General features: G+C 61.7%; 9 protein-coding genes. 7 read left to right on the top strand and 2 right to left on the bottom strand.

All coding sequences use genetic code 11. The features are described 5' to 3' along the window. Positions 1 to 128 precede the first annotated feature (128 nt). The 6 genes from KW841_RS12490 to cmoB all read left to right on the top strand — a co-directional run bounded on the left by KW841_RS12490 (position 129) and on the right by cmoB (position 8,407). Positions 129 to 2,540, top strand: coding sequence for a glucose/quinate/shikimate family membrane-bound PQQ-dependent dehydrogenase (locus KW841_RS12490; RefSeq protein WP_218476333.1), 2,412 nt, complete (start codon positions 129 to 131; stop codon positions 2,538 to 2,540). A 316-nt stretch (positions 2,541 to 2,856) separates the two neighbouring features. Beyond that, entirely contained in the window at positions 2,857 to 5,274 is a 2,418-nt protein-coding gene (gene lon, locus KW841_RS12485) for an endopeptidase La (protein ID WP_256357808.1), read from the top strand. Between the two features lie 217 nt (positions 5,275 to 5,491). Next, positions 5,492 to 5,884: a protease inhibitor I42 family protein gene (locus KW841_RS12480; protein WP_218476330.1), complete on the top strand. Its 393-nt coding sequence runs from the start codon at positions 5,492 to 5,494 to the stop codon at positions 5,882 to 5,884. Between the two features lie 2 nt (positions 5,885 to 5,886). After that, positions 5,887 to 6,522 (top strand): lysoplasmalogenase, encoded by a 636-nt coding sequence (locus KW841_RS12475; RefSeq protein ID WP_218476328.1) that lies wholly within the window; start codon positions 5,887 to 5,889, stop codon positions 6,520 to 6,522. Between the two features lie 188 nt (positions 6,523 to 6,710). After that, positions 6,711 to 7,454: a carboxy-S-adenosyl-L-methionine synthase CmoA gene (gene cmoA, locus KW841_RS12470; RefSeq protein ID WP_218476325.1), complete on the top strand. Its 744-nt coding sequence runs from the start codon at positions 6,711 to 6,713 to the stop codon at positions 7,452 to 7,454. Continuing rightward, the gene (cmoB, locus tag KW841_RS12465) at positions 7,451 to 8,407 is read left to right on the top strand and encodes a tRNA 5-methoxyuridine(34)/uridine 5-oxyacetic acid(34) synthase CmoB (protein ID WP_218476323.1); all 957 of its coding nucleotides are present in this window, start codon (positions 7,451 to 7,453) and stop codon (positions 8,405 to 8,407) included. The genes cmoA and cmoB overlap by 4 nt, the downstream gene beginning before the upstream one ends. A gap of 53 nt (positions 8,408 to 8,460) precedes the next feature. Here the strand turns inward: cmoB and tadA are convergent, their stop codons facing one another. After that, the gene (gene tadA, locus KW841_RS12460) at positions 8,461 to 8,958 is read right to left on the bottom strand and encodes a tRNA adenosine(34) deaminase TadA (protein WP_007973921.1); all 498 of its coding nucleotides are present in this window, start codon (positions 8,956 to 8,958) and stop codon (positions 8,461 to 8,463) included. Further along, entirely contained in the window at positions 8,958 to 10,334 is a 1,377-nt protein-coding gene (locus tag KW841_RS12455) for a multicopper oxidase family protein (RefSeq protein ID WP_218476320.1), read from the bottom strand. The genes tadA and KW841_RS12455 overlap by 1 nt, the downstream gene beginning before the upstream one ends. Before the next feature lie 219 nt (positions 10,335 to 10,553). Here KW841_RS12455 and KW841_RS12450 point away from each other — a divergent pair, with 219 nt between their 5' ends. Further along, entirely contained in the window at positions 10,554 to 15,095 is a 4,542-nt protein-coding gene (locus KW841_RS12450) for a membrane-targeted effector domain-containing toxin (RefSeq protein WP_218476317.1), read from the top strand. Positions 15,096 to 15,139 lie beyond the last annotated feature (44 nt).

The following is a 15,139-nucleotide window of genomic DNA, read 5'->3' as shown; positions in this document are numbered from 1 at the left end:
CTCGCCACAGAGCTCGCTCCTACAAGGACTGCGTCAACCACACCGGTTTTATGAACCATGCCCGCACAAGATCGTCATCTACAGTGAACTGGCGCGGGTCTACTTGAAACATCACGGAGAATCACACTATGAGCACTGATGGTGCCTTGGGTCGAAGCCGTCTGTTGCCGACCCTGCTCGGCATACTGCTTCTGCTAATGGGCCTGGCCATGCTGGCCGGGGGGATCAAGCTGAGCATGCTCGGCGGCTCGCTGTACTACCTGCTGGCCGGCATCGGCATCGCTTTGAGTGGCGTGCTGCTGATCGCCGCCCGCCGCGCGGCGTTGGGCCTGTACGCACTGGTGCTGTTCGCCAGTACTGTTTGGGCGCTGTGGGAAGTCGGCCTCGACTGGTGGCAACTGGTGCCGCGCCTCGCACTGTGGTTCGCCCTCGGCGTGGTGATGCTGCTGCCGTGGTTCCGTCGTCCATTGCTGATCAACGGCCCTGCCCCTGTGGGCACGGGCGCCTTGAGCGTGGCCGTGGTCCTGGCCGGTGTCACCGCCGTGGCCAGCCAGTTCACCCACCCGGGCGAGACCTTGGGCGAATTGGGTCGTGACTCGGCTGACATGACCAGCACCGCGCCGCAGATGCCCGAAGGCGACTGGCAGGCCTATGGCCGCAGCGAATTCGGCGACCGCTACTCGCCGCTCAAGCAGATCACCCCGACCAACGTCGGCAAGCTGCAAGAAGCCTGGCGTATCCAGACCGGCGATCTGCCAACCGCCGATGACCCGGTGGAACTGACCAACGAAAACACCCCGCTCAAGGCCAACGGCATGCTCTATGCCTGCACCGCCCATAGCAAGGTGCTGGCGCTGGACCCGGACACCGGCAAGGAACTGTGGCGTTTCGACCCGCAGATCAAGAGCCCGGTGGGCTTCAAGGGCTTCGCCCACATGACCTGCCGTGGCGTGTCGTACTACGACGAAGCGGCCTACGCCCAGTCTGAAAACGCGGCCTCCGCCGTGATTTCCGAGGCCGGCAAAGCCGTCGCCCAGGCCTGCCCGCGTCGCCTGTACCTGCCAACTGCCGATGCACGCCTGATCGCACTCAACGCCGACACCGGCAAGGTCTGCGAAGGTTTCGGTAAAAACGGCGTGGTTGACCTGACTCAAGGCATCGGACCGTTCACCCCCGGTGGCTACTACGCCACCTCGCCGGCAGCGATCACCCGTGACCTGGTGATCATGGGCGGCCACGTCACCGACAACGAGTCGACCAACGAGCCCTCCGGCGTGATCCGTGCCTTTGACGTACACGACGGCCATCTGGTGTGGAACTGGGACAGCAATAATCCTGACGCGACCGAACCGCTGCCAGAGGGCGAACACTACAGCCGCAACTCGGCCAACATGTGGTCGCTGGCCAGCGTCGACGAAAAACTCGGCATGGTCTACCTGCCACTGGGCAACCAGACCCCTGACCAGTGGGGCGCAGACCGCACCCCGGGCGCCGAGAAGTTCAGTGCCGGCCTGGTCGCGCTGGACCTGGCCACTGGCAAGGTGCGCTGGAACTACCAGTTCACTCACCACGACCTGTGGGACATGGACGTCGGCAGCCAGCCAACCCTGCTGGACATGAAAACCGCCGACGGCATCAAGCCAGCCGTGATCCAACCGACCAAGCAAGGCAGCCTGTACGTACTCGACCGTCGTGACGGCACGCCGATCATCCCGATCAAGGAAATCCCGGCTCCACAAGGCGCCGTGAAAGGTGACCACACCGCACCGACCCAGGCCCGTTCGGACCTGAACCTGCTGGCCCCGGAACTGACCGAAAAAGCCATGTGGGGCGCCAGCCCGTTCGACCAGATGCTGTGCCGCATCCAGTTCAAGGAATTGCGCTACGAAGGCCAGTACACCCCGCCGTCGGAACAGGGCAGCCTGATCTATCCGGGTAACGTTGGCGTCTTCAACTGGGGCGGCGTTTCGGTCGACCCGGTTCGCCAGATGCTGTTCACCAGCCCGAACTACATGGCCTTCGTCTCGAAAATGGTGCCTCGCGCCGAAGTCGCGGCCGACAGCAAGCGCGAGAGCGAAACCGCGGGCGTGCAACCGAACACCGGCGCACCTTACGCGGTGATCATGCACCCGTTCATGTCGCCGTTCGGCGTACCGTGCCAGGCGCCGGCCTGGGGCTATGTAGCCGGCATCGACCTGACCACAGGCAAAGTCGTGTGGAAACGCAAGAACGGCACCAGCCGCGACAGTTCGCCATTGCCAATCGGCCTGACACTCGGCGTGCCAAGCATGGGCGGTTCGATAGTCACCGCCGGCGGTGTCGGCTTCCTCAGCGGCACGCTGGATCAGTACCTGCGCGCCTATGACGTCAACACCGGCAAGGAGCTTTGGAAAGCGCGCCTGCCGGCTGGCGGTCAGGCTACGCCGATGACCTACACCGGCAAGGACGGCAAGCAGTACGTGCTGTTGGTCGTCGGTGGCCACGGCTCACTGGGCACCAAGATGGGTGACTATGTGATTGCGTACAAACTGTCCGAGTAAGTTTCAGCGGCAGTAAAACGAAAGGCGACGCCCGTGAGGACGTCGCCTTTTTTGTGGCCGCAGATTTCCAGGCACCCCCGGACTACTGTGGGAGCGAGCTTGCTCGCGATAGCGGTCTGACAATCACTTCAAGGGTATCTGTCATGCCCCCATCGCGAGCAAGCTCGCTCCCACAGGGGATAGTGTCGCCGCAAAATCCAGCTAACCTGTCTCTGCGCTGAACACGCCTTCGAAACACGGCGTTGCAGAAAATGACCGTTGAAACCACCGCCAACCTGCCCCATCTAAGACCCATACCCATTGTGCAGGTGCCCCCATGAGCGACCAGCAAGAATTCCCCGAAGACCCAAGCGAATACGCCGATCCGCAAAGCGCCCCACAGCACAAACCCGGCAAAGGCCTGGCCCTGCCCGGTCAGAACCTGCCGGACAAGGTCTACATCATCCCGATCCACAACCGGCCATTCTTCCCGGCCCAGGTCCTGCCGGTCATCGTCAACGAAGAGCCGTGGGCCGAGACCCTCGACCTGGTGGCCAAGTCTGAACACCACTCCCTGGCCCTGTTCTACATGGACAGCCCCCAGGAAGATCCGCGCCACTTCGACACCTCGGCCCTGCCGCTCTACGGCACCCTGGTCAAGGTGCACCACGCCAGCCGCGAAAACGGCAAACTGCAATTCGTCGCCCAGGGCCTGACCCGTGTGCGTCTGAAAACCTGGCTCAAGCACCATCGCCCGCCGTACCTGGTGGAAGTCGAATACCCGCACCAGCCCACCGAGCCGACCGACGAGGTCAAGGCCTACGGCATGGCGCTGATCAATGCGATCAAGGAACTGCTGCCGCTCAACCCGCTGTACAGCGAAGAGTTGAAGAACTACCTCAACCGCTTCAGCCCCAACGACCCGTCGCCACTGACCGACTTCGCCGCCGCGCTCACCTCGGCCACCGGCAGTGAGCTGCAGGAAGTGCTCGACTGCGTGCCGATGCTCAAGCGCATGGAAAAAGTCCTGCCGATGCTGCGCAAGGAAGTCGAGGTCGCGCGCCTGCAAAAAGAGATTTCCGCCGAAGTTAACCGCAAGATCGGTGAACATCAGCGCGAGTTCTTCCTCAAGGAGCAACTCAAGGTCATCCAGCAGGAGCTGGGCCTGACCAAGGACGACCGCAGCGCCGACCTCGAACAGTTCGAGCAGCGGCTGGTGGGCAAAGTCCTGCCGGCGCAGGTGCAGAAACGCCTCGAAGAGGAAATGAACAAGCTGTCGATCCTCGAGACCGGCTCGCCGGAATATGCAGTCACCCGCAATTACATCGACTGGGCGACCTCGGTGCCGTGGGGCGTGTACGGCGAGGACAAACTCGACCTCAAGCACGCGCGCAAGGTGCTGGACAAACACCACGCCGGCCTCGACGACATCAAGGACCGCATCCTCGAATTCCTCGCCGTTGGTGCCTATAAAGGCGAAATCAGCGGCTCCATCGTGCTGCTGGTGGGGCCGCCGGGCGTGGGCAAGACCAGCGTCGGCAAATCCATCGCCGAATCCCTGGGCCGGCCGTTCTATCGCTTCAGCCTTGGCGGCATGCGCGACGAAGCCGAGATCAAGGGCCACCGCCGCACCTACATCGGCGCGCAGCCGGGCAAACTGGTGCAAGCGCTCAAAGACGTCGAAGTGATGAACCCGGTGATCATGCTCGACGAGATCGACAAGATGGGCCAGAGCTACCAGGGCGACCCGGCCTCGGCGCTGCTGGAAACCCTCGATCCGGAACAGAACGTCGAATTCCTCGACCACTATCTGGACCTGCGGATGGACCTGTCGAAGGTGTTGTTCGTGTGCACCGCCAACACCCTCGACTCGATCCCTGGCCCGTTGCTCGACCGCATGGAAGTGATTCGCCTGTCGGGCTACATCACCGAAGAAAAAGTTGCCATCGCCAAGCGTCACCTGTGGCCCAAGCAGCTTGAGAAAGCCGGCGTGTCCAAGGGCAGCCTGAGCATCAGCGATAGCGCGCTCAAGGCGCTGGTCGACGGCTATGCCCGTGAAGCCGGCGTGCGCCAGCTGGAAAAAAACCTCGGCAAGCTGGTGCGCAAAGCGGTGATGAAACTGCTCGACGACCCAAAAGCGGTGATCAAGCTCGGCCCGAAAGATCTCGAAGCGTCGCTCGGCAAACCGGTGTTCCGCAACGAGCAGGTGCTGGCGGGGGTCGGCGTGATCACCGGCCTGGCCTGGACCAGCATGGGCGGCGCGACCCTGCCGATCGAAGCCACGCGCATCCACACCCTCAACCGTGGGTTCAAGCTCACCGGGCAACTGGGTGACGTGATGAAAGAGTCAGCGGAGATCGCCTACAGCTACGTCAGCTCGCACCTGAAGTCCTATGGCGGCGATCCGAAGTTCTTCGACGAAGCCTTCGTCCACCTGCACGTGCCGGAAGGCGCCACGCCGAAAGACGGCCCGAGCGCCGGCGTGACCATGGCCAGCGCCCTGCTGTCGCTGGCACGCAACCAGCCACCGAAAAAAGGCGTGGCCATGACCGGTGAGCTGACATTGACCGGGCATGTGCTGCCGATTGGCGGGGTTCGCGAGAAGGTGATTGCAGCGCGGCGGCAGAAGATTTTCGAGCTGATCCTGCCGGAGGCCAACCGGGGTAATTTCGAGGAACTGCCGGAGTACCTGAAGGAGGGGATTACCGTGTACTTTGCCAAGCGGTTTGCGGATGTGGCGAAGGTGTTGTTCTGATGCTCTTGTAGCGCCTGTACTGCCGTCTTCGCGGGCAAGCCCGCTCCCACAGGAAATTGAGTCGGTCACAAAACTTGTGTGCACCCTCAATCCCTGTGGGAGCGGGCTTGCCCGCGAAGGCGTCAGTCCTGACACCACCGTCCAGGCTGACTGTCACACTTTGTCTCATCTTAAGTTATGCTCGCCGTTCGTCGTGAACGCCGGAGCCCCCGACCCTATGTCCTCCATTCGCCTGCTTGTCCCCCTCGCGCTCGCCTTGCTGGCCGCGTGCGCCACGCAACCTGCACACAACGTGACTGTGGAAAAACAGAGCGAATGCCCGGTGAAACTCACCAACGGCCAAAACCTGATCCTGACCCTGCCGAGCAATCCGACCACGGGTTATCGCTGGTCGATCCAGGATTCGGCCGGCGGCGTACTGCACGCCTTGGGGCCGGAGGTGTATCGAAATCCGGAAGATGCCGGCATCGTCGGTTCGGCCGGGGTTTCGACCTGGCGCTTCCAGGCTTTTGCGACCGGCACGGGACGTTTGCGCCTGACCTCGCAACAGCCGTGGGCGCCGGAAGTGCTGCCGGTGGACTCGTTCGACTGCGCGATCTCGGTTAACTGACCGTGGGCTGGCTGATTCTGGCGCTGATGGGCGCGGTGACCTTTCTTTATGGCCTGAGCGTGCATGCCTCCATGCTGTGCCTGCTGGTCAAGCCGTTGCCGGTGCTGGCCTTGCTCGGCTGGCTGCACGACGCCCCACCCGGCGAATATCGGCGCTGGATCAGCCTGGGCCTGATTTTCTCCTTGATCGGCGACGTGTTGCTGGCCTTGCCGGGAGACTTGTTCGTGTTCGGCCTCGGCGCATTTCTGGTCGCCCACCTGGCGTATCTGAAAGCCTATTTGAGCGATTGCCGGCGTCTGGCTCTTTTACCCTTGATCATCGCCCTCGGCGTTGGTGCAGTGCTGCTGGGGATTCTGATTTCTCATGGATTGGGGCCACTACTGGTTCCAGTGATCGTCTACGGCCTGGCGATCAGCGCCATGCTCTGGCGCGCGCTGGCGCGGCTTGGCAGTGATGTGCCCAAGCGTTCGGCCCTGCTGGCCGCCGGTGGTGCGGTGGCGTTTGTGTTTTCGGACAGTGTGATTGGCATCAGCCGGTTCGTGGTGCCGTTCGATGCGGCACCCTATGTGATCATCCTCAGTTATTGGCTGGGGCAGTGGGGCATCACTGCCTCGGCATTCACTCAGAAACCGCGTTAAACCCATCGCGAGCAAGCTCGCTCCCACAGGTATTGCGCAGTCCTTGTGGGAGCGAGCTTGCTCGCGATAGCAATATCACTGAACACAAAGACTTTGCAGGCTGCTTGGCGGTTTATCAGACAACCCGCGCATCCCCGCGCCAACTTGGCTAAAATGCCGGCCTTTTCACCGATACCGCTGGAACCGCCGTGAGCAAAGAACCCGATCGCCTTTTCGCCCAGCCTTTGACCCAGGTGCCTGACTTCGCCTTTAACGAGGACGTGGTGCGGGTGTTCCCGGACATGATCAAGCGCTCGGTGCCGGGCTATCCGACCATCGTCGAAAACCTCGGCGTGCTCGCCGCGCAGTTCGCCCAACCGGGCAGCGTGCTCTACGACCTGGGCTCGTCCCTGGGTGCCGTGACCCAGGCCCTGCGCCGGCATGTACGCACCGATGGTTGCCGCGTCATCGCTGTGGATAACTCCGCCGCCATGGTCGAGCGCTGCCGCGAATACCTCAATGGCCAGGATTCGATGTTCCAGGAGTTGCTGCCGGTCGAGGTGATCGAGGGCGACATCCTGGCGCTGGAGTTCCAGCCGGCCTCGGTGGTGGCGCTGAACTTCACCCTGCAATTCATCGCCCCGGACCAACGCACCGCGCTGTTGACGCGTATCCGTCAGTCGCTGTTGCCCGGCGGTGCCCTGATCCTCTCGGAAAAACTGCGCTTCGAAGACGAGCAGGAACACGCGTTGCTCACCGACCTGCACATCGCCTTCAAACGCGCCAACGGCTACAGCGAGCTGGAAATCGCCCAGAAGCGCAGCGCCATCGAAAACGTCATGAAGCCCGACAGCCTCGAAGAACACCGCGAACGCCTGTTGGCCGCCGGGTTCTCGAAAGTCGTGCCGTGGTTCCAGTGTCTTAACTTTGCCTCGTTGATTGCCCTGCCATGATTGATCTGTCTCCCCTCGCCCGCCGTCTGGCCGGCACGCCGCTGGCCGAATGGGCCAACACCCTGCAGGCGCAACTCGACAAGAAAATGGAAAAGGGCCATGGCGACCTGGAGCGCTGGCAAAGCGCGCTGGACGCCCTGCCGCAGATCCAGCCGAGCGAAGTCGATTTGCTCAACGGCCTGAAGCTGGACACCGATTGCGACGATGAAACCCGCGCACAAATGCGTTCCGCATTGATGGGCCTGTCGCCGTGGCGCAAGGGTCCGTTCGACCTGTTCGGCGTGCACGTCGACACCGAATGGCGCTCGGACTGGAAGTGGTCGCGGGTCGCCCCGCATCTGGACCTCGTGGGCAAGCGCATCCTCGATGTCGGCTGCGGCAACGGCTACTACATGTGGCGCATGCTCGGCGCCGGGGCCGACAGCGTGATCGGTGTCGACCCGAACTGGCTGTTCTTCTGCCAGTTCCAGGCGGTACAGCGCTACCTGTCCGAACCGAACGCCTGGCACCTGCCCTTCCCCTTCGAAGACCTGCCGCCGAACCTAGAAGGCTTCGACACGGTGTTTTCCATGGGCGTGTTCTACCACCGCCGCTCACCCATCGAGCATTTGCTGGCGCTGAAGGATTGCCTGGTCAAGGGTGGTGAGCTGGTGCTGGAAACGCTGGTGGTCGAAGGCGACAAGCACCAGGTGCTGGTGCCGGAAGACCGCTACGCGCAGATGCGCAACGTGTGGTTCCTGCCGTCGGTGCCGGCGCTGGAGTTGTGGCTGCGACGTGCCGGGTTCAGCGATGTGAAGTGCGTGGATGTGAGCACCACCACTGTCGAGGAACAGCGCGGGACCGAGTGGATGAAGTATCAGTCGCTCAGTGACTTCCTCGATCCCGAGGATCACAGCAAGACGATTGAAGGGCTGCCGGCACCGATGCGGGCGGTGATTGTGGCCCGTAAATAACAGCAAGATCAAAAGATCGCAGCCTTCGGCAGCTCCTACAGGGGGGTCTGTGTTTAGTCTGAAGGTTTTGCTCTTCGGGCCTTGAAGAACTCACTTAAAACAGCCCCGCACTCCTCCGCCAACACCCCCCCCTCATGCAACACCCGGTGATTCAAAAAGCCCTGGGTAAAAAACTGCCCCTGGCTCTGCACAATCCCCGCCTTCGGCTCCAGCGCGCCATACACCACCCGAGTTATCCGCGAATGCACGATCAGCCCGGCGCACATGCTGCACGGCTCCAGCGTCACATACAGCGTGCTGCCGGGCAGGCGATAGTTGCTGACAGCCTCGGCGGCGGCGCGAATCGCGACCATCTCGGCGTGGGCACTGGGATCGCTGGTGCTGATCGGGCAGTTGAAGCCACGCCCGATGATTTCACCGTCCTGCACCAGCACCGCGCCCACCGGCACTTCGCCCAGGGCCGCGCCTTGGGCGGCCAGGGCCAGGGCTTCACGCATGAATTCGCGATCACGGCTGCGGTCGATGATGGCGGCGGGACGAATCTGACGCATCACGCCACCTCGATGGCGGCCATCAGGCCGGTTTCCATGTGGTCGATCACATGGCAGTGGAACATCCAGACCCCGGGATTATCCGCTACCAGCGCCACTTGCGCGCGCTCGTTCTTGCCCAGCAGATAAGTGTCGGTGAAGTACGGAATCACCTTGTGCCGGTTCGAGGCGATGACCTTGAAGCTCATGCCGTGCAGGTGAATCGGGTGCTGATACTGGGTCATGTTCTTCAATTCGAAAATGTAGCTCTTGCCCTTTTCCAGCTTGGCAATCGGGCGGTCGGCGCAGGTCTTGTCGGTGATGTCCCAGGCCTTGCCGTTGATCTGCCACAGGCTCGGCGGCTTGCCGTTGTCGACGTTGACCGACACCGAGCCGACCCATTCGAAATTGAAGTTGAGTTTCTCGGCATTGGCCAGGTCCGGTTCGGCGATCGGGTTGGCCGGCAGTGCCGGCGGCCATTCGCTCGGTGCGTCGATATTGGCCACTGAACGCAAGGTACCCAGGCGCACCGGACCATTGCGCAAGGACAATTCTTCACCGGCCGCAGGCGCCTTGATCGCCAGGCAAATGCGCATTCCGGGGCCGAGCCAGTATTCCTTGCCCAGCGGGCGCGGTTCGATGGGGTTGCCGTCGAGCGCATAGATCTGCGCTTCGACGCCGGGAATGTTCAGGCGATAGGTCAGGGTGTTGTCGAGGTTGAGAATGCGCACCCGGGTGATCTGCCCGGCCGGCAAGTCGATCACCGCCTGCGGCACACCGTTGATGGTCGCCAGGCGCCCCGCCGTGCCGCCACGGGCCGCTTCCCGGGGAATGCTGAACTCGACGAAATTGCCGACTTCGTCGACATGCCAGCTCTTCAGGCTCAATGTCTTTTCGTACTTGAAACCGGTGGGCTCGCGCTCTTCGATGATCAGCGGTCCCACCAGGCCACGGCCGAGCTCTTCGCTGCTGTTCACATGCGGGTGATACCAATAGCTGCCGGCATCCGGTACACGGAATTTGTAGTCGAAGTACTCGCCCGGCAGCACCGGCAATTGCGAGACGTAGGGCACACCGTCCATTTCCAGCGGCAGGCGGATGCCGTGCCAGTGAATGGTGGTCGCCACCGGCAGGTGGTTGATGAAGCGCACCCGCAGCCATTCACCCTGGCGCACCCGCAACTCGGTGCCCGGCGCCGACGGACCGAAGGCCCAGGCCTGGGTCTTGTGCCCGGCCACCAACTCCACGTCCAACGGCGCGGCGATCAACTCATAGTCGTGACCGGCATCCGCATCGGCCATCTTGCCTAGCCAGTAACGCGACGCACCACCGGCTCCCACGCCAACCACCACAAGACCGGCCAGACCACCGAGTATTTGTCGACGGGAAAAGGACATTAACCAACCACCTCGCGAATCGGACAGGCCCCGGGGACCCGCAAAAGGCGAATACGATACACCTGCGATTGCGAAACAGTAAGGGCAGCGCGGCGGATGGACGCAGATGGCCTTGTCTCTACACCCATTCCGCGGACAAAGAGACATAACTATGCAGTGCATTTTCATCGAACGAGGGCAGCATCCTCGGCATTCGAATTCTCAAGGAAAGAGAGTGCAATGAACTCGACACAAACCCAGCCGTTGCCCAACGCCGCCGACAAGGCCGCCCTCAAGGCAATCGCCACCACCGTGATCCAGACCTGCCCGAGCCTGCAGGACACAGCCCACGAAGTCGCCAGCAATTTGCTGACGAAGTACCACGTCACCGGCCTCGATCCGGACAAGGTCTATTTCCACCGTTTCGACGCTTCCCAAAGCAGCTCGAAAGCCTTCACTGGCTGGGAGCACGTACACGCCACGCCCACGTCAACCATGACCCTGACGCAACTGGTGATCCAGCGCTTTCGGGTCGGCGACCAGGACAACGCCGACCTGCTCGACGTGTACGGCGGCTTCTATACCGCAGGCCCCAACGCCGACATCTACAACGAAAGCAATGAAGTACGCCTGCATGGCAACCAAGTGCTGAACGACTTCTGGAGCATCAATTTCAGCGCGCTGTACGAGGAACGACTGACCACCTTCTGGAGCCGGTCCGGCGACGATTTCCGTACCCTGGCCAAATGCAACTTCCTCATCAAAGCCGTAAAGGCCCGGGACAAAGGCCAGTTGAGTGACGAGGATTTCCAGTACGTCACTCAAGCCGTAATCGGCCCTGTCACCTGGCCCGTCAGTCTGCAGATGCTGCAAGCGCTGCACCCATGCGCCGGCAACGTTCGCAGCCTCGATGTCGCCGGCTACGTCGCCATCAATGCGCTGCGCATTGTCGCGCCCAAGGGGCGGCAGATCGTCTACCTGCCCGGTGAGATCAATGCGTTCACGGTATTGGAAACCGCGACGGACATGCACTTCTGGGTGTTGCAGCAGATGAACAAGAAACAAGTGCGCCGGCAGTTCATGACGCACTTCTCCCAGGCTGACCGGCAGGCAATCGACGAGAACATCACCGACCTCATGAACCGGCTGGTGAGCTCCTGGGGCCAGTACGATCATCACCTGATCAACCAGGAAGATCAGGTCGTCAGCGGCGATGCCTTCACCTGGCTGCGCGACTCGACCAAGGACGCGATGTTCGCCGAAGCCGCGCTCTCGCTGACCTCCAATGGCGACCTGCGCAAAAAACTCTGGCTCGGCTACCTCAGCGCCGGTATGAAAGTCTTCGGCCCGATGGCGGTGGTCGGTTGGCCGGTCGCCCTGCCCGTGATCGGCGCCAGCATCGCCAGTATCGGTCTGAACATCGATCAAGCGGTGAATGGCAAAACCGCGCAGGAGCGCAAGGCCGGGATCCTCGGTGCGGTGCTCAGCGGCATTGATTTGCTGTTCAACCTGCTGGTCCTAAAGGGCCCGGGCTCGCTGGAGGAAATCGGCCCTGATATCGAAGCCGCCGAAGCCAAGGAAATGTCCGATCTGCTTGAATCGACCGAACCCGCGGTTAAACCAGCACCGAGGGAAACCGGTCTGCCCACCGAGCGCACGCCAACGCTGCCGGACAACTTCAGGATCGACGTGCCGTTGTCCGAGGACACGCTGATGCGAGAGCCCGGCAAGTTCCAGGGCATTCATCAGCTCGCGTCCAACCCGTCCACCGCGATCGAGCTCAACGACAGCGCGTACTACGTGCGCTATGAAAGCGATCTCAACGGTCGCGGCCACTGGGCCATCATCGACCCGGCCAATCCCAACGCCCTTTCCGGTTCGATTCCCGTGCGTCTGGCCGCCGATGGCAAGTGGGAAGTCATTCCGCGCCTGGGGTTGCAGGGCGGTATGGACGTGCCACCGGTACCGGATGCAAGCGCAACGGGCGCGCCCGTCGTCGAAGAGTGGGCGCGATCGGAGGGCATTCATGTGCCCGGACTGGATGACCCCGAAATGCGGAGCTGGGCACTCGGCGGCGCCGAGGTGCGCACGGCATTCACCACCGAATCAGGGGCAACGGTGTCGGTGAGCGAGTTCGATCTGGCCCAGGATGTACCTCGCCGAAACCTGATCAGCGATGCCAACGCGCATTACCAGCTTCATCCACCGACGCTCCGCCTGCCGAGGCCTGCTGCCGAACTGATCGAAACCCCGGCGCAATTGCTCGACACTGCATTCGCAAGCAAGCCGGGGCTGGTCTTCGGCGAGAGCCGCGGCGCCATCGGCAGCAAACAGTTCCTGATCGAGAACATGCCCGAACTGGCTCGGCGTGGGGTCAAGACGCTGTACTTGCAGGAACTGCTGGCGAACGCCAATCAGCTCGACCTGGACGCCTTCGCCCGCAACGCAGAGATGTCCGAAGAACTGGAGAACTACCTGAACAAACTCGACTTGAAGGCGGGCAACGATCCCGAAGGTCAATTCAATCTCAAACAGTTGGTGAAAGCGGCCAATGCCCAGCGCATCCGGGTGCAGGCCATCGACATGTCCACCACTTACAACGTCAATGACGACCCGTTCGACCCGGAACCGCAGAACCAGATGGTGCGAGGTTTTTTCGCCAGTGAAGTGATCAACTTCAACGAACAATTGAAGGAGTCGTCGAAATGGGTTGCCCTGGTCAATCAAGAAAACATGACGGCATTCAGAGGTTACCAAGGCATCAGCGAACAGACCGATGCATTGAGTGTGCGCATCGCTGACGTCACGCCGGGACAGGCACTGCCCGTCAGCGCCGATCCCGGGATAGCGGTAGAGTTTGCCGACTATCCGGACTCCCCCGTTTTTGAAACGGACGGTGTGGCCGATCCCGACAGCCTCCAGGACTGGATCAAAGGCGACTGGCGTGTGCAAGTGGAAACCCCGTGGGCCTACAGAACGCCACAAGACCTGCGGGCGCTGTTGCCGGAACCGGGGATGTTCACCTTCCAGCGCTACCGCAGCAGCGTGCTGGTGGTTTATCGCAACGCCGAGGGGCGCATGGCCGACAGTGTTATCCGTTTGACTCCCGGCGGCAGGATCAATCTGGATACCCCACTCGCGCCGACCTACGAGTCGATGACGGTGGATAATTACGAGGAACTGAAACAGGCACTGATCGCAAAAGGCATGCGGCCAATGGGCTGGCCGGTACTTCAAGACGCGGCAGAGACGTTGCCTGAGATCCCGCGCCCGACCATTCCCTCCAACTGGCAGGCCAACGAACTGCTTGAAGGTGAAACGATGGTCGATGAGCCCGGAAAATTCCAGGGCATCTATCGACTCAACTCCAACCCTTCAACCGCCATCATGCTCGATCACACGCCTTACTACGTGCGTTGGGAAGCCGACCTCAACGGCGGCGGGCACTGGGCCGTCATCGACCCGGAAAACCCTCACGCGTTCTCCAACTCGATCCCCGTGCGCCTGAACGCTCAGGGTGAATGGCAAACCATGCCGCGCGGCGGGCTCAACGGTGGTGGCAAGACACCCATGCTGCGCTTGCCCGCCTCGGAGTACGACATGCCCGAGCAGTTGAAGGCCGAACTGAAAGGTGGCGCGAACGGCCAGGACGACGAGTCGTTACGCGACTTCTACGACAGCCTCAACGAGCACGATCCCTACCGCGACTTCAAGGCGATCAGAAAACGCCTGCATCGCGATGCCGTGCGCTTTTACGCCGAGCTACAACTTCCCGCACGTCCGCCGATCCCGGCGCTTGCTCCCGAGGCCAGTGCCAAAGACATCATCGCGAAAAGCCTCGAACATGCTCGAGGCCTGGTGATCGGCGAAAGCCATAGCTCCATCGCCAGCAAACAATGGCTGATCGAGAACATGGAGCTGCTGGCCAACAAGAACGTGAAGACCCTGTACATGGAACATCTGCTGACCGATTTCCATCAAGCGGCGTTGGATACGTTTTTCGAAACAGGGACGATGGCGAAAGATCTGGAGAGCTACCTCAACGCACTCGATGTCGGCAACATGACCGACCCGCTGGGGCGCGATACGTTTCTGCAACTGGTCAAACAGGCGCGCCGTTTCAAGATTCGGGTGCAGGCCATCGATTGCATGGCAAGCTACCGGCTCAACGGCATGGAGAAGGTCGGATCGCTGGAGCCTGCGGTTGAGCCCACGGCGCGACAGAAAATGATGAACTACTTCGCCCGCTCGATCATCCGCAGCGACCAGGCCCTGCGTGGCGCGCACAAATGGGTGGCGCTGATGGGCAACTCCCACTCCAACACCTTCGAAGGCGTGGCGGGCGTCAGCGAACTGGAAGAAGCCATCGGCATACGCGTTGAAGATGTCGCCGAAGGCGCCCCGGTGGGCATCGAGGCCGACCCGGGAAGAATACTGCCGTTGGGCGGAACCGCGTTCGATCGCAGCGCCTTGGTCAAAGGTGATTTGCTCCTGCGAATGGCAACGCCATGGACAGCGCAGACCCAGTCGGAAATCGAAGCGGCCTTGCCCCACCGCGGGATGTACACCTTGAAACTGCAACCGCGCATGACCTTCCTGGTGCACCGCAGCCGCAGCAATGCAGTCGTGCGTACGCTCATCGAGAACGATAACGGCCGCTTCTACATCGAACGCCCCGAATGGCCTTCGATCAATGGCAAGCGCTTTGGCAGCATGAAAGCGCTATTGAATGGGCTGGATCAGATGGGCATGACACTGGCCGGCTGGTCGCAACCGCTGTAACCGGCGCACAAAAAAACCGTGTGAAATCGGATTTCACACGGTTT

The organism is Pseudomonas sp. PDM28 (assembly GCF_019219115.1).
GTDB lineage: Bacteria > Pseudomonadota > Gammaproteobacteria > Pseudomonadales > Pseudomonadaceae > Aquipseudomonas > Aquipseudomonas laurylsulfatiphila.
This window is presented reverse-complemented; position numbering and strand designations above follow the sequence as displayed.

Excerpts from the sequence above, each read along its gene's own strand:
- KW841_RS12490 (WP_218476333.1), top strand. The coding sequence starts at position 129 with ATGAGCACTGATGGTGCCTTGGGTCGAAGCCGTCTGTTGCCGACCCTG.
- lon (WP_256357808.1), top strand. The coding sequence starts at position 2,857 with ATGAGCGACCAGCAAGAATTCCCCGAAGACCCAAGCGAATACGCCGAT.
- KW841_RS12480 (WP_218476330.1), top strand. The coding sequence starts at position 5,492 with ATGTCCTCCATTCGCCTGCTTGTCCCCCTCGCGCTCGCCTTGCTGGCC.
- cmoB (WP_218476323.1), top strand. The coding sequence starts at position 7,451 with ATGATTGATCTGTCTCCCCTCGCCCGCCGTCTGGCCGGCACGCCGCTG.
- tadA (WP_007973921.1), bottom strand. The coding sequence starts at position 8,958 with ATGCGTCAGATTCGTCCCGCCGCCATCATCGACCGCAGCCGTGATCGC.
- KW841_RS12455 (WP_218476320.1), bottom strand. The coding sequence starts at position 10,334 with ATGTCCTTTTCCCGTCGACAAATACTCGGTGGTCTGGCCGGTCTTGTG.
- KW841_RS12450 (WP_218476317.1), top strand. The coding sequence starts at position 10,554 with ATGAACTCGACACAAACCCAGCCGTTGCCCAACGCCGCCGACAAGGCC.